Genomic DNA, 19692 nt, shown 5'->3' on the forward strand with positions numbered 1-19692 from the left:
ATTATCAGCGCCTTAATTGATTACAAAATGTGCCATAAATGCGTTGACCGTTGTGGTTTCCAGTCGCTGCTGATCCAGGCACAACTCCAGAATCTGTTGGCAGCGCATCGGCGGAAAACGGGTTTGCAGGTTGCGCAGGAACTTCTGTTCCAGCACGGGGATAGCCTCGGCACGGCGGCGGCGATGACCGATGGGATATTCCACTTCCAGCTTGTTGGTGTGACTGCCGTCCTTGAAGAACACCTGGATGGCGTTGGCAATGGATCGCTTGTCGGCTGCAAGGTAGTCGGCGCTGTAGCGCGGATCTTCCACTACCTCCATCTTGTCACGCAGGGCATCGATACGGGGATTGGCACGGTGAAAGTCGTCTTCATAGTGCTCGGCCACCAAGTCACCAAACAACAGCGGCACTGCCACCATGTATTGCAGGCAGTGATCCCGGTCCGCGGGGTTGGCCAGCTTTCCGGCCTTGGAGATGATGCGAATGGCGGACTCGTGGGTGGTGAGCTCGATGCGGGCTATGTCGTTGATGCGGTCTTTCACCTGGGGGTGTAACTGCACCGCACATTCCACCGCGGTTTGGGCATGAAACTCGGCGGGAAAGCTCAATTTGAACAAGATATTTTCCATCACATAGCTGGCAAAGGGCTGGCTGACTTCAAGCTGCTGGCCGTTGAACAACACCTCATTAAAGCCCCACCTGGGTGCACTGAGGACCGATGGCAGGCCCATCTCGCCCTTCATGGTGATCATCGCCAGCCGCACGGCCCGGGCGGTGGCGTCGCCGGCCGCCCAGGACTTGCGCGAACCGGCGTTGGGGGCATGGCGATAGGTACGCAAGGCACAACCATCCACCCAGGCCTGCGAAAGCGCATCGATCACTTGCTGTTTGTTGCCACCCAACAGCCGTGTAATGACAGCGGTGGACGCGACGCGCACCAGCAGCACATGATCCAGCCCCACCCGGTTAAAGCTGTTCTCCAGCGCCAGCACCCCCTGAATTTCGTGGGCCTTGATCATGGCGGTCAGCACCTCCTGCATGGTGAGCGGCGCCCTGCCCTCGGCGACCGCCACGCGGCTGACGTAATCGGCCACCGCCAGAATGCCCCCCAGGTTATCGGACGGGTGGCCCCACTCGGCGGCCAGCCAGGTGTCGTTAAAGTCCAGCCAACGGATCATGCAGCCGATATTAAAGGCGGCGGTGACGGGGTCCAGTACATGAGAAGTACCGGGCACCCGGGCGCCATGCGCCACTGTGGTATCCGGCACTATGGGGCCAAGATGCTTGGTGCACTCGGGAAAGCGCAGCGCCAGTAGCCCGCAGCCCAGGGTATCCATCAGGCAATGCCGTGCCGTGGTGTAGGCCTCGGCGGACTCTATGGTGGCATCAACCACGTAATCGGCAATGGCCACCAGCAGGTCATCCGGCGCCGGCCGGTGGTTTTGCTCAACGTTAGCACTCATCCTGGGCTCCTTTTTGACAATTTAACACCCGACGAAACAGGGACTGACGAGTCCCCTAACCCCTGCCCGCTCTCTCTTGTCATTCCCGCGAGGGTGACGATAAAGACGAAACAGGGGCTAACGAGTCCCTCATCCCCAGTCCCCTTCTTAGCGTTTCGATAAGGGTAACCAGACCTGTGGCTCTGGCCCTATGTATTCGGCGTTGGGTCGAATGATGCGGTTGTGGGCTCGTTGCTCCATGATGTGAGCCGCCCAGCCGGTGACGCGACTGATCACAAAGAGTGGGGTAAACAACTTGGTGGGTATGCCCATGAAGTGGTAGGCGCTGGCATGATAAAAATCCGCGTTGGCAAACAGCTTCTTTTCCCGCCACATGACGGCTTCTACGCGTTCCGAGATGGGATACAGCAAACGGTCGCCGGCGGCTTCGCCGAGCTTTTTGGCCCAGGATTTTATAATGGCATTGCGGGGATCTTTTTCGGTGTACACCGCATGGCCAAAGCCCATGACCTTTTCCTTACGCGCCAGCATCTCCAACAGTGCTTGCTCGGCTTCATCCGGGCTGCTCCACTGATTGATCATCGCCATGGCCGCTTCGTTGGCCCCCCCGTGCAAGGGGCCGCGCAAAGTACCGATGGCAGTGGTGACGGCCGAATGCAAATCCGTCAGGGTAGAGGCACAGACTCTGGCGGCAAAGGTAGAGGCGTTAAACTCATGCTCCGCATACAGGATCAGCGAACAGTTCATCACCTTCTCGTCCAGCTCGGCCGGCTCGCTGCCCCGTAACATATGCAGGAAGTGACCAGCGATACTGTCGTCATCGAGCGCGGTATCGATGCGTACCCCATCGTGGGCGTAGCGATACCAGTAACAGATAATGGCCGGCAGCAAGGCCAGGATGCGCTCGGCCGCGTCTTGCTGTTCACTGAACTGGGCTTCGGTTTCCAGATTGCCCAGCATGGAGCAACCGGTACGCAGCACATCCATGGGATGGGCCGACGCGGGAATCAGCTCCAGTACGGTGCGCAGGGCCGCCGGCAGACCGCGATTGGCACGCAGGCGACTGTGGAAAGCCGCCAGCTCCCCCTTGTTGGGAAGCGCGCCTTTCAACAAGAGAAAGGCCACTTCTTCAAACTGGGACTGGTTGGCCAAATCCGTCACGTCATATCCCCGATAAGCCAGGCCGGCGCCGGTGGTTTTAACGGTACTGATTGCCGTTTGGCCGGCTGTCTGCCCTCGTAGTCCTTCGTTGTTACTCATGCTGGGCTCCTTTTTTATCTGCTGCAGAAGACGCAAACAAGGCATCCAGTTTGGCCTCGTATTCATGATAGCCAAGCGTCTTGTAAAGTTGTTCCCGGGTTTGCATCTGCTCGAGCAGGTCACGCTGATGCCCCTTGCCGATCAGCTCGCGATACACCCGCTCTGCCGCCAGACTCATGGCCCTGAATGCCGATAGCGGATACAACACCATGGCCACGCCGGCATCGGCCAGTTCCGTCTGGCTGAACAGCGGCGTTTTGCCAAATTCGGTAATGTTGGCCAGCACAGGTACCGGCACGGCGGCACAAAAGGTTCGATATTGCGCCAGGCTTTCCATGGCTTCGGGAAAGACCATATCGGCACCGGCGGCCACGCAGGCCTGGGCCCGCTCTATGGCACTGCTCATGCCCTCGACCGCCAGCGCGTCGGTGCGGGCCATAATGGCAAAGCGCGTATCGGTACGGGCATCCACCGCGGCCTTGATGCGGTCGACCATTTCATTCACGGGCACTATGGCCTTGTTGGGTCTGTGCCCACAGCGTTTTTGTGCCACTTGATCTTCAATATGCATGGCCGCTACGCCGGCCCGTTCCATTTCACGCAGGGTCCGCGCAATATTGAAAGCCCCGCCAAAACCGGTATCCACATCCACCAGCAGCGGTAACTGCGAAACGGCGGTAATGCGACGCGCATCTTCCAATACGTCATTCAGGCTGGTCATGCCCAGATCGGGCAAGCCAAACGAGGCGTTGGCGACGCCGGCGCCGGATAAATACAGGGCTCTGTGGCCGACCTGCTCGGCCTGCATGGCGCTGTAGGCGTTAATGGCACCAACAATGGTCAGCGGCCAGGCCCCTTGCAACGCCTCGAATAAACTGGATTTCATGGCGGTTTCTCCTGTCGTTAAGCAAGAAGTTGGGCCAGCGGATAAGCTAAAAGTAGCAGCTGCTTCGGGTAATAAAACGGGATGGGTCGACAAATAGCGAAAGGTCGATCCTGATCACTCTTGTATCGGCTGACAGAGTGAACAGGATCGAAGGGGAAAGGTTATCCGAGTCGCCCTATGCGCGACGGATATACAGATGCTTGCCTTGCAGCAGCATGTCGTTCATGGCGTCGACCGGCATGGGTCTGGCCAGCAGATACCCCTGGCCCAGCTGGCAGCCCAGGGATTGCAGAGTCCTCTGCTGCTCGGGGGTCTCTATGCCCTCGGCGGTCACCGACATGTCCAGACTCTCGGCCAGCGAAATAATGGTTTTGACCAGGCTGACCGCCCGGGGGTCCGTCGCCAAATCGGCCACAAAGGACTTGTCTATCTTGAGCTTGTTGAGCGGTAGCTGGCGCAGATGGCTGAACGAGGAATAGCCGGTACCAAAATCATCCAGTGCTATTTCTATGCCCAGCCCACGCAGTTCCTGCAGGGTATCAATCGAACCAGAAGTATCCCACAGGCTAGTGTCTTCGGTGATTTCCAGTACCAGGGTCGAGGCATCCAGACCGGTATCCTGCAACACCCGACGGACTGTGGTGGCCAACTCCCCGTCCATAAAGATGGTGGGGCTGATATTGACGTTCACCTTCAGCCAGTCGAAACCGGCCTGGTGCCAACGGCACAGCTGCCGACACGCCTGCGACAACACCCATTCGTTGAGATCGTGCGCCAATCCATGTTGTTCGGCCACCGCGATAATTTCGAGGGGGTTGACAGTGCCATGCTCGGGCGAATGCCAGCGTAACAGGGCTTCCACCGACTCGATGACACCGCTGTTGAGCCGAAAAATTGGTTGGTAATGCAGCGCCAGCTGATCCTGTTCAATCGCCGCCTGCAAGGACACCGCCAGTTTCTGCAGGCGTAACCGGCCTTCGTCCATGCCCGCTTCAAACATTTTCACCATGGCCTTGGGGCTATGCTTGGCGTAATACATGGCGGTATCTGCATGACTCAATAATTCGGTAGTAGTCGTGCCGTGCTCAGGATACAGGCTGGTGCCGATACAGGCCTGGGGCGACAGACAGCCGTCGGGCAGTTGTACCTCGCGCGACAGCGACTGTGATAACTGCTCCGCCATCAGCCTCGCATCTTCCCGAGCCTGCAACCGCTGGATGACCACGAACTCATCTCCACCCAGCCGGGCCACCTGGCCATGCGCACCTATGGTGTCACTCAACCGGGCTGAAACTTCTCGTAGCAGGCTGTCGCCCACTTCGTGACCCAGGCTGTCGTTGATGGCCTTGAAACCGTTCAAGTCGACCATGTGTACCGCCAGCAGCCCCTTGTCGCGTTGAGCACGGTTCAGGGCCTGGGTCATTAGCTGATAGAAAAACATGCGGTTGGGCAGACCGGTGAGCATGTCGTGATAGGCCATGTAACGATTGCGACGATTTTCCCGTACCAGCATCAGCAACATGAGGCCGCCACTGATCAGCAGTCCGGCAAGGTACAAGCTGGAGTGCAGGCGCAGGTTCTGAGTCACATCCAGTTGTTGCCATACCTTTTCACCGGCAAAGTTGTCGACATTGATTTCCCGCGTTTGCTGACGATAGGGTGTCAGCTCCTGTCGCAACGCCAGTATCTCGGCGCGATCATCCGCCCGCAGCGCATAAATCCGCTCTTCCCAGGCTTCCAGTTGCCGGACAAAATCACTCAGCAGCGGCATCACCCCTGGCTGCTCTCGCACCGGGAGGTTTTCTTTCCCCTGCAGCAGGGTGTCGATTCGGCTCCACAGCAGCTCGAAGCGCAGCTGAACATCCTCTACCTCGACGGTCTCCGCCGCCAGTGACGTCAGTGCATGATCAAACTTGAGCACTTCCGTTTCCAGCTCGGAGCTGGCCCAGCCGACGCTCTTGATGGTATTCGATACATAACGCACCAGGTCCAGATCCCGGTTGTAGCTGTAGAGCGAACTGGCGCCGAATAACAGGGTAATAATGGTGAGGCCGATCAGCTTGATGGTATTCCCCATTAGCGTATTTCCAGCGTCTTTAACTGCCAGATCAGCAGCTCTTGATTAGGTTTGGTGTTAAGGCTGGGGTTATCCGACAGAGGCAACATCAGCCACACCGGCCCCTTATGCCGGATTTTCATCGGCTGGCCGTCCAGGTGCGTCGTCAACAACAAAGGGAGCTCAGCCACCTGTTCCTTTTTTATATCATAATGGTAATTATTCAGAGCCATCGCCCTGATTTCGCGCTCCTCGGCTCCCTCTCCACCCACTCGCTGCAATAAATCACGCAGCAGCACACCGCGAAAGTGGTGCGGTCCATCCGTCCAGGGGGTCGTGGTGGTGAATTCATGCTGCGGCAAGGCCGACAGCATCTCCATATCAAACTCGGCGTTGTCACCGGCATTGGTCACGGCCAGATTGCCGGTCACGGTCAGTATGACCCGCCCTTGTGGTGCAGGCAGCGGGTCGGCGGCAAACAACTGAGAACTCCAGGCGGACACCAGCAGGACGAGAAAAAAGGTCGGAAAAAAGCGGCGGCCTCGCGTTGAGGCAATGGCTGGCTTCATAATTCGACTCCAAAGAAAGACTCAATAGGATATGTAAACATAGCAGGTTTTTTGATAACTATTTTTAATAGCGATGAGTTTGACAGGATAAAAAATCGATGTCGAGCCAGAGGTGGCGATCAGTCTGCCGGCCCGACGGCCCTTTCGCCCCAACAAAGATCCATTCAGCCCCCCATTAACAAACAAGCCCGGCATGGCCGGGCTTGTTATGCTCACAGTCGGTTAAGCGTTACCCCGGATTCGGGTAATGCCGTTAACATGGGCCGGCGCGCTCGCACATAATCGACGAAGGCTTGCGCATCCGTGTTACAGGCTACCCCCGCCTGCAGGCAATCCAGGGCCTGGTTGATGTAATGCACCTCTATGGCTCCCCGTTCATTTTTACTCAGGCGCGCCACCGGAAAAGCCGTCAGCTTGCCCTGCACATACGCCAGATCCAGCCTGTCGGTCAGTACCTGTTGTGCCTGATACAGGGTATTCCAGCCATCGTTGCCGGAGGCATGATACCCCGTCAGCGCCACCTGATAGCTGGCATTGGGATCGATGCGTTGCCACTGCCCTTGATGCACATATTCAATGCGGGCCAAATAGCCGTGTTCACGGCTGGTCTGGTTGAAGGTATAGCGCAAACCGGCGGCATAAGGGAACTGGCCACTGTGGGCCTTGGCGCCAATGGAGCCGTTGATGGTTTCCAGCAATAATCCTGCTACCTGACGACCGGTCAGCGAGACCAGGCTGACCGGGTTGGCAAAGGGCAAGAGTTCGAAGCTGACGTGACCTTCCTTGAGTTCACCCGGCTCCAGGCTGCTTCCCACCGAACCGGCAGCCACCAGAGAAAAGTCGGCACGCCGCCCGGTAACCGCCTGCACCTCGGGTGTGTTCACCCAATAGAGCTGGCTGGCCGCCACCAAGGGCGCCACCTGGGAGGCCTTCCCCCCCTGAGGCAGCTGAACATGCTTGAGGGGCAGCGGCACATGACCCACCCCCTCACCATAAGCGCTGAGCAGCGCCGGGCGATACTGTTCATCTATGTGCGCACGCAGTGCTGCATCTTCAGCTACCAGAGTTATGTTGGGCTGCTCGGCAATGGCCTTCGCCACCCGCTGTTGCTGAGCCTCGGTTAACCGGTGCTTGTCGTTGCGGCGGATATCATTATAAAACCGGTTATCGGCCAGCAAGGTATTGCCACCTTCGCAATGGGCCACTCGGCCGTCCGGGGTAAAAGTGACGGCGACCTGCCCCATGGCCTGAGCAAACTGCCCGGCCTGCACAATACAGGTCGTGCCCAACCCGTCCGGGTTAGTGAACTGCCGGGCATAGGGCGCTTCTTCTGCCCAGCCGAGGTTGCTGAAATCCCCCAGCAGGCTATGGGAATGACCACCGACGATCACATCGATGCCATTGACCTTTTTAGCCAGCTCCTGGTCTCTCTCCAGCCCCAGATGGGTGACGGCCACAATATATTTAATGCCCTGCTCTTTTAATGTATCAACCGTTTGCTGTGCGCTTTTGACTTCCTGCGCAAAACGCACTTGTCCTGTCCGGGGCGCCCGCTTGGCCGTGTCTGCCAACACCAAGCCCATCACTGCCACCACCGGCCGTTTACCGGCATCTGCCACGCTGTTGATGCGCTCTTTCTTATTGCCATTGAAGGCATACAATACATAAGGTTTGAGGTTATCTAATTCTTGCAGATCCGGATCCTGACTGGCATCGAGGTTGGCTGCCAGCACCGGAAAATTCAGGCCTTGAATAAAGGTGGCCAGGCGTTGATTGTCGAGGTCGAATTCATGGGTGCCCAGCGTCATGGCATCCGGCTCAAGCCGGCTTAACAGATCGGCATTCATGGCGCCTTCAAACAACTTGAAATAGCCGGTTCCCTGCCAAGCATCGCCGCCGTGCAAAAACAGCAAGGGCTGATCCGCCGCTGCTGCTCGCTCACGCAGTATGTTGGCATAAGATAAGAGCCGGGGATAGCCACCCAGTTGGGTGTAGACCGCTTTATTATCCAGCGTTAATCGGGCATCGCTGGGATCAAAATGCGAGTGGGTATCGTTGATATGCGCCAAGGTAAGGCTAAAAGGCTGCTCGGGTTGCGATCCGGCACAACCGCTCAGCACCAGAGCCAGCACGCCGGCCACCAGGGTTTTGTTCATGTAACGTTAAGCTCCGGTAAGAATAAATGAATCGCCATAAACAGACGGGTTCTAGCTGCTGAACACCACGGTTTTACCGTTATGCAGAAAAACACGGCGTTCAATATGATATTGCACCGCACGTGCCAGGGTGATGCACTCGATATCCCGCCCCTTGGCGATCAACTGTTCGGGGTAATGGCTGTGATCAACCACTTCGACGCCCTGAGTAATAATGGGCCCGTCGTCCAGATCGTTATTGATATAATGGGCGGTGGCCCCCACTAACTTGACACCTTTATGGTAGGCTTGGTGATAAGGCTGTTCGCCCTTGAAACCCGGCAACAAAGAATGATGGATATTAATGGCCTTGCCGGTCAGCACCCCACTTAGCTGTGGACTCAACATTTGCATGTAACGCGCCAGCACCACCAGGTCGGCTTCACTTTCATTGATGACACCCAGCACCTCGGCTTCTTGTTCGTCCCGGTTATCGTCGTTGACCGGCAGATAATAAAATGGAATATGGTGCCAGTCGGCCAGCCGTTGCAGGTCGGGGTGGTTGGAAATAATGGCCGGTATTTCGATGGGCAGCAACCCGGTGCGATAACGATACAGCAAGTCGTTCAGGCAATGGTCGAGCCGGGACACCATGATCACGACATTGGGCCGTTGGGCGGCACTGCTCAGCTCCCACTGCATGGCAAACAAGGCGGCTCTGGGCTGCAACCCCTGCTGAAACACTGCTTCGTCGAAGGCGGCGTCACTGGGTGGACGAAACTCGGCACGAATAAAAAAGTGTCCACTCAATACATCGTCAAAGGTTTGCATTTCAACCACATAACACCGCTGTTCTCGCAAATAGCGGGTGATGACATCCACGGTCCCGAGATTACCGGGACAATGAGCGGTGAGATAATAGGTGTCTTTCGACTTGGCCACGACTGTTCTCCTACCCCGTAATAAATTAAACGCTCACGAATCTGGCCGCTATTTTGCGATAAAGCCGTTATTGATACTAGGGTCTGTTGAGTAATGATTTTTCCATGATGAAACGGGTAAATTGCAGATCTTCGGCTTCCACCAGCTCTGTCTCCAGCAGTCGATAGCCACGCTGTTCAAACACCGGCCGGGAGAGCAGACTGGCGTCGGTACGCAGACAGCTCACGCCGCGACGAGCGGCTTCCCGTTCTATATCATCACACAAGCGTCCGGCCAGCCCACGGCCGGCATGATCGCCCAGCACATACAGCAGAGCCAGGTGATCGTCAGGGTGCAGGGTGGCAAAGGCCACGGGTATTTGATGGCACACCATGACCCGGGTGTACCCCGTGACCACCCGGCTTCTGAAGTCGGCGGCATGCAGGTACGGAAACGCCGCCCAGTATTCCACCTGCTCATTACTGTAGCCCCGTCGCCCCTGTTCCATGACGGCATCATGATAAATCAGCTCAAGGCTACTAAAGTCGGTGTCTCTAAAATCTCTAATCAGATACATAACAGCTCCGATCGAACATTCGTTTAATCATTTTAATATTCAGCATTCAGTCATGCCGCTTCACGGCTGGGTCTGTCGTTATTCTGCCAAGGCTCTGGCACCACCTTCGCGAGGGTAACGATAAAGCAGCCAGCCCCGGAACCCACGAAAAGTTAATCTATAATGGCACTTTCACGACGAGGGCACTGCACGGTCTCCTAATGCTCTGGTTACCGGCTCGATATCACACAAGCCGATATCCCGGTTGGATAAACCGCGATCATAACAAAGGAGAGAGACACTATCTGCCCGACAGAAAAATTTAACCACAAACCACCTGCCCCCTCAGATTAACGCCGGTTCGTCGCCGTAAAACCGACGGCGGCTCTTTTCTTTTTACCGGCTTGGGATATGCTGCGCGTTATGCCTTACATCATGCCATTAACCAACGGGATCTCATGTTTAAACGACACTATATAAGTGCTTTGGTACTGGGCACCATATTAAGCGGCTGTGCCAGCCAAGCCAACACAGCTCCCTCGGGCAAAGCGCCGCCTGCCCCCGCCAACGCCACGGCAACCATCACTCCCGCTGAACTGGCTGACTTTAACGCCTGGCGGACCGGTTTTCGCGCCAAGGCACTGGCCAGAGGCATCAAGCCGGCGGTATTTGACCGCGCATTCAAAGACGTGACCCTCAGCCAGCAGGTGATCAAGCTGGACGGCAGTCAGGCCGAGTTTACGCGCCAAATATGGGACTACCTCGATACCGCCACCTCGACCACTCGTGTCAATACCGGTCGCGAGAAAGCGCGGGCACTGGCGTCCACTTTACAGGCCATAGAAGCCCGTTATCAGGTTGATGCCAAGGTGATACTGTCTGTCTGGGGCATGGAAACCAACTACGGCTCCTATCGCGGTAATATCAGTACCATCGCCGGGCTGGCTACCCTGGCCTTTGAGGGACGACGCCGTGAATTTGCCGAGAACCAGCTGATTGCCGCCCTGCAAATATTGCAAGCCGGCGACATTACCCCCGAGCGCATGCGCGGCTCCTGGGCCGGCGCCATGGGGCATACCCAGTTTATGCCCACCAGTTATCTGGAGTATGCCCAGGATTTTACCGGTGACGGCAAGCGCGACATCTGGTCTGATGATCCCACCGATGCACTGGCATCCACCGCCGCCTATCTGAAACGATTTGGCTGGCAGCAGGGTGCCCCCTGGGGCGTGGAAGTCACGCTGCCCAAAGGCTTTGATTATGCCAGTGCCGATCAGGGCAACCGGCAGCCGGTCAGTGTGTGGCGGGCGCAAGGGGTGACTACTGTCACCGGCCAGCCCCTGCCCGACTTTGGTGAGGCGGCCATTCTGGTGCCCGCCGGTGCCCATGGTCCGGTCTTTGCCATCTTCAATAACTTCAGGGTCATTCGCCGTTACAACAACGCGACCTCCTATGCCATGGCGGTAGGTCATTTAGCTGATAAAATAGCCGGTGGTGGTGAATTCGTCGCCAAGTGGCCACGGAATGAACGCGCCTTGAGCCGCAGCGAAAAAATCGAGTTACAGCGCAAACTCACCGCCAAGGGCTTTGATACCCAGGGTGCCGACGGCGTCATCGGGCCCAATACCATTAATGCCATTCGTGGCTATCAGCAGTCCCTTAACCAGGTGGCCGACGGCTATGCCAGCGCCTCTTTACTGGAGCAACTGCGTTAGATGAAGCATAGATCGAGCGCCCGTCGCCCAGCACCTGGTTAAAAATGCACTCTGCCCTTTGTTTAAGTAATCTCTTATAACTGATGTGGATTTTGGTGCTGGTTTACCTTTATCGTCACCCTCGCGAAGGAACGTCATCCTCGCGCAGGAACGTCATCCTCGCGAAGGCGGGGACGGGGACGGGGGTCCAGTGCCTTTGCAGGCGCCCCGCAGGCCGACAGTTCTGCACCACAAGTCCTGGATTCCCGCCTTCGCGGGAATGACGGCAGACCCACACCTGTTATGCGGCATTACTTAACTGGGCGCTAGCATTACCTCTTCATCCTGTATAGCCCTTGTCGCTCTTCGTCCGTGGGGTCCGTGGATTCCGTGGCAAAAATAGGGTCTGCTTTTGTCGTTCTCTTTACCTGTCCCCTTCACAAAACCCCATTAATAGCTGACCCGTCTGTGCTTATTTTTCGCTGGGTGCGGGCCACCGGCTGCTACTTTTTTCACCCTTATGCCAAATAAGGCACTCTCATAACAATTTCGATTATTCACAAGTCGAATCTGCTGCTACTATCGCCGGCTATCTCTATAATTTACTGCTCACGGAGTGATCATGTTGCTGGTGCTATTCAATCTGGCTGTGTTTTTATTATTGATGTTACTGTTGGGCAAGCTGGCCCGCAGCGGACAATCTCTTTCTCGCCAGGTGCTGACCGGCTTGTTGTTTGGTGTGGCTGCCGGCTTTTTCATGCAGGTGCTGTACGACGCCACCACCATTACCGCAACCCTGGAGTGGGTGAATATGGTGGGCTCGGGTTATGTGCGCTTGCTACAAATGATCGTGATCCCGCTGGTACTGGTGTCTATTCTGGGCGCGGTATCGCGTCTGCATAACGCTACTTCGTTAGGCAAGATCAGCGTACTCTCTCTGGGCGTCCTGTTGTTTACCACCGCTATTTCTGCGCTGGTAGGCGTCTTTGTCACCCATAGTTTTGGTTTGAATGCCGCCGATCTGGTGCAAGGCGCCCGCGAGCTGGCCCGTGCCGAACACCTGGAATCCCAGGTGGCCAGTGTGGCCAACCTGTCGCTGCCACAAATGGTGGTGTCCTTTATTCCTCGCAACCCCTTTGCCGACATGACGGGCGCCAGCCCGACCGCCGTGATTGGCGTGGTCATTTTTGCCGTCTTCCTGGGATTGGCCACCCTGAATCTGCTGAAAGATGAGCCCGAGATGGGCCGCCGTGTTATTGGTGGTATCGAAGCACTGCAGGCCCTGGTGATGCGTTTGGTCCGCCTGGTGATGAAGCTCACCCCTTACGGTGTTATGGCGCTGATGACCAAGGTGATTGCCGGCTCCAACCTGCAGGACGTGGTCAGCCTGGGCGGCTTCCTGCTCGCTTCTTACCTGGCCATTGCCATCATGTTTGTGATCCACGGCCTGTTGCTGACCTTTGTGGGCGTAAATGCCAAGCGCTTCTTTACCAAGGTGTGGCCGGTGCTGGCCTTTGCCTTTACCAGCCGCTCGAGCGCCGCCACCATTCCCCTGAATGTGCAGGCGCAAACCCGCAAGCTGGGCGTGCCGGAAAGTATTGCCAACTTCTCAGCATCTTTTGGTGCCACCATTGGCCAAAACGGCTGTGCCGGTATTTATCCGGCCATGCTGGCGGTAATGATAGCCCCCACCATGGGCATAGATGTGCTGGATCCCTTGTGGCTGGCGACCCTGGTGGGCGTGATCACCCTGGCCTCGTTTGGCGTAGCCGGTGTGGGCGGTGGTGCTACCTTTGCCGCGCTGATCGTGCTGCCAATCATGGGCATGCCAGTGGCGCTCGCCGCCCTGCTTATTTCGATTGAGCCGCTGATCGACATGGCGCGCACCGCGTTGAACGTAAACGGCGCCATGACCGCCGGCACCATCACCAGCAAGCTGCTGGGGCAAACCGACGAAGCCATGTTTGCACAAGAGGAAGACGCCGATCAGACGCTAAAGTCAGCACCAAGCGCCTAACGCCAGGCAAAAAGAAAATATCGATAGCTCTCGTTCCCACGCTCCCGCGTGGGAATTTTTTATAGCTTGTGTGGCAAGTTTACTTAAAAATTAAAGACTTGATCGCCACTGAACCCACAGAAAAATCAAGGCTCAATAAGAAAGCGGTTTATTGGTCAGGCCTTACCTGAGCACAGCCGTATTCTGTTTTCCCCTTTACTTTTTCCTCTTTAAATCCCTTTGTCGCTCTACTTCCGTGGGGTCCGTGGATTCCGTGGCAAAAATAGGTTTAAAAATTTTCTGTTAGGATCGATGCTGATTTTTTAACCTTTTATTGTGAGCGGCCATCTTCGTTTTACTGCAGAGCGGCGTAAAAATTTGTTATCATGCTGCCTTTCACGCCATGCCTGTGCGCATGGCCATAAATTGTTGTTAATACAGCGCTCGGCCGGCGCTGGAGGAAACCATGTCTCAGTTTGTTGTATGTGCCCTTTATAAGTTTGTTACCCTGGATAATCACCAAGCGCTGCGCGAACCCCTGCAGTCCATGCTGGAAGCCGAACACATTCGCGGCACCCTGCTGCTGGCCAGTGAAGGCATTAACGGCACTGTGGCCGGCTCTCGTCAGGCCATTGACCAGCTTAAGGCCTGGTTTGCCAAGGACACGCGCTTTAGCGGTATCGATTACAAAGAATCGATGAGCGAGGAGCAGCCGTTTTATCGCACCAAGGTAAAACTAAAGAAAGAAATCGTCACTCTGGGGGTAGAGGGCATAGATCCTAAACGGGTAGTGGGCACCTATGTGGCCCCCAAAGACTGGAACGCGCTGATCTCCGACCCCGATGTGGTGCTGGTGGATACCCGCAACGACTACGAAGTGGATATTGGCACCTTTAAAGGCGCACTCAACCCGAATACCGAGAGTTTTCGCGAGTTTCCCGAATACGTTAAAAACAACCTGGACGCCAACAAGCATAAAAAAGTAGCCATGTTCTGCACCGGCGGCATTCGCTGCGAAAAAAGCACCGCCTACCTTAAAGAGCAAGGCTTCGATGAGGTGTACCACCTGCACGGCGGTATCCTGAAATATCTGGAAGAAGTGCCCGAGCAGGAGTCGATGTGGCAAGGCGAGTGTTTTGTGTTCGACAACCGCGTGACCGTCGATCATCAACTGCAACCCGGCCAGTATCAATTGTGCTCGGCCTGCCGTGCCCCGCTGTCGCCCGACGACCTGCAACATGCACATTTTCAGCACGGCGTCAGCTGCCCTCATTGTCATGATCAGCATACTCCGGAGCAAAAGCGCCGCTACGCCGAGCGTGAATATCAGCTGCAGCTGGCACAGGCCAGAGGCGAGGCGCATATTGGCAGCGATGCCGTGGCCGCCGCCGAACAGCGCCGCGCCGAGAAGCTGGCACGCAAGCAACGACAGCAACAAAAAACATCGTAAGGTGTAAGAGGCAAGCGTGAGGGGTGAGGCGTACAAACCAAACCGTCAGGTTAGGTGTTTGGCGCCTCCCCCCTCACGTCTTGCCCTCTCGGTCAATTCAGTTACTCCTCACCGACTTTCCCTCACACCTCTCGCCTTACGGTAACTTGATGCTCTGGATCCCCTTCACCTTGTTTGCGGCCTTTATGCAGGCCTGGCGCAATGCCTTTCAAAAACAGCTTAGCCAGCATTTGGGTGCCACCAGCGTCACCCTGGCGCGTTTTATTCTGGCCGGGCCCATTGCCGCCCTCTATTTATGGCTGTTGTATCGCTGGCAGCCCGACCAACCTTTACCGCATTTTTCTGTACTGTTTGCCGCCTATGTGGTGGGGGCCGCCCTGTGCCAGATTGTGGCTACCGCCTTGATAGTACGACTGTTTCAACTGCGCAACTATGCGGTAGGGGTGGGGCTGGCAAAAAGTGAGGCCATTTGGGCGGCGATGCTGGGGGCAGGATTTTTTGGCTCCCAGCTCTCCCCTTTGGGCTGGCTGGGCGTGCTGGTGGGGGGGATCGCGGTTGGTTTGTTAAGCGGGCTGCGCCGCGTGTCCGGGTTTGTCTCTCCCAAGACGCTGCTACTTGGAGTTGGCAGTGGCCTGAGTTTTGCCCTCACCTCGCTGTGGGTACGAGAAGCCAGCTTGCTGCTGGAGCTGGCTGTTCCCTTTTCGGCGGCCTGGGTATTGCTGTTGGTGATCGGCCTGCAAACCCTGCTGCTGGTTGGCTGGCTGGCCTGGCGCGATGTGCCGAGCTTGACCGGCCTGCTCCAAAGGCCCAAGTTAACGGCCCTGGTGAGTCTCTCCAGCTGCCTGGGATCTATCGGCTGGTTCACCGCCATGAGCCTGGAAAGCGTGGCGCTGGTTAAAACCCTCGGCCAGATTGAGGTACTGTTTACGCTGCTCATTTCCGCTTATTATTTCAAGACCAGGCTGGCCCGCCAGGATCACTGGGGGCTGGCCTTGATCGTTATAGCGGCCATCTGCGTGATGTGGGCCTAGCGCCTTTGATTGAACCGATAGCGTCTGAATGCCACCAGCTGCTTGACGCCCTCAAGCACCAACAGGCCAACGGCCAGCCAGATGGCAATATAGGTCGGCCACTCTTCTGCCTTGATGGTTTCGCCCAGGATCAGCGAGACACACACCAGCAAGATGGGTTCAACATAACTCAGCAGACCAAACAGGCTGAAGGACAAACGACGACTGGCCAGAATGTAGCACACCAGCGCCAGTGCACTCACCATGCCCAGCCCCAGCACCAGCAACCAGAGCACGGGCCGCTGCTCGAAGGCGGAAAACGGCAGTTCGGCCGAGACCACAAACCAGGCGGCCACCGGCACGATCAGCAACATGTCGATCCAGAGTCCACCCAGGTTATCGCTGCCCAGCCAACGGCGCCACACAAAGTAGATCGGATAACCAATGGCCACCACCAGGGTTTCCCAGGAGATCCCCCCCGCCTGCCACAGTTCATTGGCTACGCCAACGGCTGCAAAAAACACGGCGGCCCACTGCAAACGGGTGGGCCGCTCCTGATACAGGAAGCGACCCACCAGCACCAGCATCAGCGGCATCATGAAGTAACCGAGCGATACCTGCAGCCCGCGTCCGTTAATGGGCGCCCACATGAAAATCCATAGCTGTACACCGACCAAAGCGGCAGACAGGGGCAGGCCCAGCCATAATATCGGCCGTGACTTGAGTTCGGAGAACAGGGCTTTTACCAGACGCCAGTCGCCACTATAGAGCAGAAACAGTCCGACACAGGGCATGGTCAGCAACATGCGCCAGCCAAATACCACTTCGCCACTCAGTGGCTCCATCAGGCTGGCGTAATAATACAAAAATGCAAACAGCACAGACGAAAATACCGACAGCGCAAGACCCTTGGTCACTCTGTTCTCCTCTAGTTATTGGTACACCATTATTTCGCTGCAGTTTAACAGTTTTCCGTTGAAATATTGAGCTACTGTATGAAATAAAGACAGAAAAACACACCCTGAATTCACCTTCAATACAGTTGATATCACTATGAAAACGCCAATTTAACCATACATTTACAATAAGGATTCATTAAAAACAAACCAATCGATATCTCATAACTCACGTGGATTCTGCAGGCAGATTGACGGTTAAAGGCCAGCGTCTTTATAGCCACGAAATACATGAATGACCGAAGAAAGAGAGCGATGTGAGTCGTGAAAGGGGAAGGTTAAGAGTGAGGTGATAAATGTAGCACCGAATACCCAGCCAAACATGAGGCTGGGTGCGGTAGACACAGGCGTGTTCGGTGCTCTTTCCGGGTCTTGAAAGCGAACCAGCCCCACTGACCACACTCGTAGAGACTGCCGAGGGGCTGGCATGGTCGTCATAGCGGGTATTTGCGTGTTCTGGGGAGAGCTTTCGCCGCGAAAGGTCAACTGCCCCCTAACGCGCTTTACTGAACGGATAGCGCCTGAACGCCAATAGCTGCTTGACGCCTTCGAGCACCAGGAGGCCAACGGCCAGCCAGATGGCAATATAAGTCGGCCATTCTTCTGCCTTGATGGTTTCGCCCAGGATCAGCGAGACAAGCACCAGCAAGATGGGCTCAACATAACCCAGCAGACCAAACAGGCTGAAGGGCAAACGACGACTGGCCAGAATGTAGCACACCATCGCCAATGCACTCACCATGCCCAATCCCAACACCAACCCCCAGAGCACGGGCCGCTGTTCGAAGGCGGCCAGCGGCTGGTCTACCGAGACCACAAACCAGGCGGCCACCGGCACTATCAGCAACATGTCGACCCAGAGCCCACCTAAATTATCGCTGCCCAGCCAACGACGCCACACAAAATAGGCCGGATAACCAAAAGCCACCACCAGGGTTTCCCAGGAGACACCTCCCGCCTGCCACAGCTCGTTGCCTACCCCAACCACGGCAAAAAATACCGCCGTCCATTGCAAGCGGGAGGGCTGCTCCTGATAGAGAAAGCGGCCAATCACCACCAGCACCAGCGGCATCATGAAGTAGCCGAGTGATACCTGCAGCCCACGCCCGTTAATGGGGGCCCACATAAAGATCCATAGCTGCACGCCGACCAGAGCGGCAGACAGGGGCAGGCCCAACCACAATATCGGCCGTGACTTGAGTTCGGATAACAGGGCTTTTACCAGACTCCAGTCGCCACTATAGAGCAGAAACAGCCCGGCGCAGGGCATGGTCAGCAACATGCGCCAGCCAAATACCGCTTCGGCACTCAGTGGCTGCATCAGGCTGGCGTAATAATACAAAAATGCAAACAGCACACACGAAAATACCGACAGCGCAACACCCTTGGTCACTCTGTTCTCCTCTATTTAATTTTATGGTCCATTTTGCCGGCAGCTTAACATTTCCCCTTTGAAACATTGAGCAACTGTTGAAAATAAAACAGAAAAATACACGACCATTTTTATTTAATGCAAATATGGTCACCTCCCACCCCATTATTTAACCTGGCATTCACAATTTGTGATTGTTGCAAGCAAAGCGGATGATATTCACCGTTAACCTTTCAATATAAAGGCCTTCATCGAGTCGATATGATTATGTTATTAAAAACGCTATAACACAGGCTCACTATCTTCGGGAGCATCAGGTGCGCATTCTTGTTTCTTTATATTTGGCCGTAGTGCTTGGCGGCTGCGCCACGGCGCAGGAACCCACCTTGGCGCTGGATGCCATGGCGACCTTTGATACTCGACTATCGGAAACCTCGGGCCTGGTACGCTGGCAGCAAGGGTTTATCAGCCATAACGACAGCGGCAATGACGCCGAGCTGTTTATGCTGACCGCCCATGGCGACCTCATCGCCCGCCTGCCCGTTGCCGCCGGCAATCACGATTGGGAAGACATAGCCGTGCGTGGTAATACGCTGTATGTCGCCGATATCGGTAACAACAAGGGTCGACGACGTGAGCTCTCCATATTACCGCTGACTCTGGAGCAAAATAACATACGAGTGCATCCGTCACTGCCGGTGGCTTATGCCGAACAAAGGCATTTTCAGCCCGCTCCCCATCAGCATAACTTTGATGCCGAAGCCCTGACCTGGGTGGCAGACGAGTTATGGCTGTTTACCAAGCGCTGGCTCGATCAGGACACCGCCTTGTACAAGGTGCCTACCACAGGTGACTTGCAGCCACTGCGCGCCCAGCAACGGCTGAATACCCGGATGCTGGTGACGGGAGCCGAGTTTGATGCCGAGTCCAATACCCTGCTGTTGCTCGGCTATAGCCGTAATTGGTGGAACCGCATTGCCTGGATTTGGCTCTACCCGGTGCAGGATGGCCGTGTGCAGGAAGGCCGGGGCCAGCGGTTACGATTAGACAAAGGTGGTCAGTTTGAAGGCATTGCCCTGGGCCAGGACGACTTTATCTATGTCACCCGCGAAGGCCACGACACCAACCTGTTTCGCAGCCATCTGACGCTTAGCCAACTGTTGGAGCAAGGCCTCGTGAATGAGTAATACCTCATAACGATGTGGTTGAAAAACTAACACTTAAACCTATTTTTGCCACGGAATCCACGGAACCCACGGACAAGGAACGACAAGTCAAGAGCATAACTCTTGTAATACCAATTACAGTAAAGTTCTGCTCATCTTTGAGCCTGAGTACCAGAGGCACCACAGCCACCTCCCACGACA

Annotated in this window: 15 protein-coding genes; 5 read left to right on the forward strand and 10 right to left on the reverse strand. The window is 56.0% G+C overall.

Annotated features, from left to right (window positions below; genetic code table 11):
- Positions 1-12: 12 nt before the first annotated feature.
- The 8 genes from ACN0VL_RS04690 to ACN0VL_RS04725 all read right to left on the reverse strand — a co-directional run bounded on the left by ACN0VL_RS04690 (position 13) and on the right by ACN0VL_RS04725 (position 9868).
- On the reverse strand, positions 13-1464 hold the full coding sequence (locus tag ACN0VL_RS04690) for a bifunctional 2-methylcitrate dehydratase/aconitate hydratase (RefSeq protein ID WP_417614984.1): 1452 nt from the start codon (positions 1462-1464) through the stop codon (positions 13-15).
- 147 nt (positions 1465-1611) lie between these two features.
- Positions 1612-2724: a bifunctional 2-methylcitrate synthase/citrate synthase gene (prpC, locus tag ACN0VL_RS04695; protein ID WP_417614985.1), complete on the reverse strand. Its 1113-nt coding sequence runs from the start codon at positions 2722-2724 to the stop codon at positions 1612-1614.
- Positions 2717-3610 (reverse strand): methylisocitrate lyase, encoded by an 894-nt coding sequence (prpB, locus tag ACN0VL_RS04700; protein WP_417614987.1) that lies wholly within the window; start codon positions 3608-3610, stop codon positions 2717-2719. Before prpB ends, prpC begins: the two co-directional genes overlap by 8 nt.
- Before the next feature lie 175 nt (positions 3611-3785).
- Entirely contained in the window at positions 3786-5687 is a 1902-nt protein-coding gene (locus ACN0VL_RS04705) for a putative bifunctional diguanylate cyclase/phosphodiesterase (RefSeq protein WP_417614989.1), read from the reverse strand.
- A complete protein-coding gene (locus ACN0VL_RS04710) occupies positions 5687-6235 on the reverse strand; it encodes a molybdopterin-dependent oxidoreductase (RefSeq protein WP_417614991.1) in 549 nt (182 codons plus the stop codon). Before ACN0VL_RS04710 ends, ACN0VL_RS04705 begins: the two co-directional genes overlap by 1 nt.
- 212 nt (positions 6236-6447) lie before the next feature.
- Positions 6448-8391: a bifunctional metallophosphatase/5'-nucleotidase gene (locus ACN0VL_RS04715; RefSeq protein WP_417614993.1), complete on the reverse strand. Its 1944-nt coding sequence runs from the start codon at positions 8389-8391 to the stop codon at positions 6448-6450.
- Between the two features lie 51 nt (positions 8392-8442).
- Positions 8443-9312, reverse strand: a complete 870-nt coding sequence (gene purU, locus ACN0VL_RS04720) for a formyltetrahydrofolate deformylase (RefSeq protein WP_417614995.1) — start codon at positions 9310-9312, stop codon at positions 8443-8445.
- A 76-nt stretch (positions 9313-9388) separates the two neighbouring features.
- Positions 9389-9868, reverse strand: a complete 480-nt coding sequence (locus ACN0VL_RS04725; RefSeq protein ID WP_417614997.1) for a GNAT family N-acetyltransferase — start codon at positions 9866-9868, stop codon at positions 9389-9391.
- 437 nt (positions 9869-10305) lie between these two features.
- Between ACN0VL_RS04725 and ACN0VL_RS04730 the strand changes: the two genes are divergently transcribed.
- The 4 genes from ACN0VL_RS04730 to ACN0VL_RS04745 all read left to right on the forward strand — a co-directional run bounded on the left by ACN0VL_RS04730 (position 10306) and on the right by ACN0VL_RS04745 (position 16018).
- Positions 10306-11562, forward strand: coding sequence for a lytic murein transglycosylase (locus ACN0VL_RS04730; RefSeq protein WP_417614999.1), 1257 nt, complete (start codon positions 10306-10308; stop codon positions 11560-11562).
- 598 nt (positions 11563-12160) lie between these two features.
- Positions 12161-13558, forward strand: a complete 1398-nt coding sequence (locus ACN0VL_RS04735; protein WP_417615011.1) for an L-cystine transporter — start codon at positions 12161-12163, stop codon at positions 13556-13558.
- Positions 13559-14003: 445 nt separating this feature from the next.
- The gene (locus ACN0VL_RS04740) at positions 14004-14987 is read left to right on the forward strand and encodes a rhodanese-related sulfurtransferase (RefSeq protein ID WP_417615001.1); all 984 of its coding nucleotides are present in this window, start codon (positions 14004-14006) and stop codon (positions 14985-14987) included.
- 149 nt (positions 14988-15136) lie between these two features.
- Positions 15137-16018, forward strand: a complete 882-nt coding sequence (locus ACN0VL_RS04745; protein WP_417615003.1) for a DMT family transporter — start codon at positions 15137-15139, stop codon at positions 16016-16018.
- Here the strand turns inward: ACN0VL_RS04745 and rarD (ACN0VL_RS04750) are convergent.
- Complete coding sequence (gene rarD, locus ACN0VL_RS04750) at positions 16015-16914, reverse strand: EamA family transporter RarD (protein WP_417615005.1); 900 nt, start codon at positions 16912-16914, stop codon at positions 16015-16017. The genes ACN0VL_RS04745 and rarD (ACN0VL_RS04750) overlap by 4 nt on opposite strands.
- 532 nt (positions 16915-17446) lie before the next feature.
- A complete protein-coding gene (rarD, locus tag ACN0VL_RS04755; protein ID WP_417615006.1) occupies positions 17447-18346 on the reverse strand; it encodes an EamA family transporter RarD in 900 nt (299 codons plus the stop codon).
- Between the two features lie 296 nt (positions 18347-18642).
- Between rarD (ACN0VL_RS04755) and ACN0VL_RS04760 the strand changes: the two genes are divergently transcribed.
- Entirely contained in the window at positions 18643-19512 is an 870-nt protein-coding gene (locus ACN0VL_RS04760; protein WP_417615007.1) for an SdiA-regulated domain-containing protein, read from the forward strand.
- Positions 19513-19692: the final 180 nt, after the last annotated feature.

The sequence above is a fragment of the Oceanisphaera sp. genome, from assembly GCF_048268965.1.
Taxonomy (GTDB): domain Bacteria; phylum Pseudomonadota; class Gammaproteobacteria; order Enterobacterales; family Aeromonadaceae; genus Oceanimonas.

Coding starts and splice junctions, on each gene's coding strand:
- ACN0VL_RS04690 (WP_417614984.1), bottom strand. CDS start 1,464: ATGAGTGCTAACGTTGAGCAAAACCACCGGCCGGCGCCGGATGACCTG.
- prpC (WP_417614985.1), bottom strand. CDS start 2,724: ATGAGTAACAACGAAGGACTACGAGGGCAGACAGCCGGCCAAACGGCA.
- prpB (WP_417614987.1), bottom strand. CDS start 3,610: ATGAAATCCAGTTTATTCGAGGCGTTGCAAGGGGCCTGGCCGCTGACC.
- ACN0VL_RS04705 (WP_417614989.1), bottom strand. CDS start 5,687: ATGGGGAATACCATCAAGCTGATCGGCCTCACCATTATTACCCTGTTA.
- ACN0VL_RS04710 (WP_417614991.1), bottom strand. CDS start 6,235: ATGAAGCCAGCCATTGCCTCAACGCGAGGCCGCCGCTTTTTTCCGACC.
- ACN0VL_RS04715 (WP_417614993.1), bottom strand. CDS start 8,391: ATGAACAAAACCCTGGTGGCCGGCGTGCTGGCTCTGGTGCTGAGCGGT.
- ACN0VL_RS04725 (WP_417614997.1), bottom strand. CDS start 9,868: ATGTATCTGATTAGAGATTTTAGAGACACCGACTTTAGTAGCCTTGAG.
- ACN0VL_RS04730 (WP_417614999.1), top strand. CDS start 10,306: ATGTTTAAACGACACTATATAAGTGCTTTGGTACTGGGCACCATATTA.
- ACN0VL_RS04740 (WP_417615001.1), top strand. CDS start 14,004: ATGTCTCAGTTTGTTGTATGTGCCCTTTATAAGTTTGTTACCCTGGAT.
- ACN0VL_RS04745 (WP_417615003.1), top strand. CDS start 15,137: ATGCTCTGGATCCCCTTCACCTTGTTTGCGGCCTTTATGCAGGCCTGG.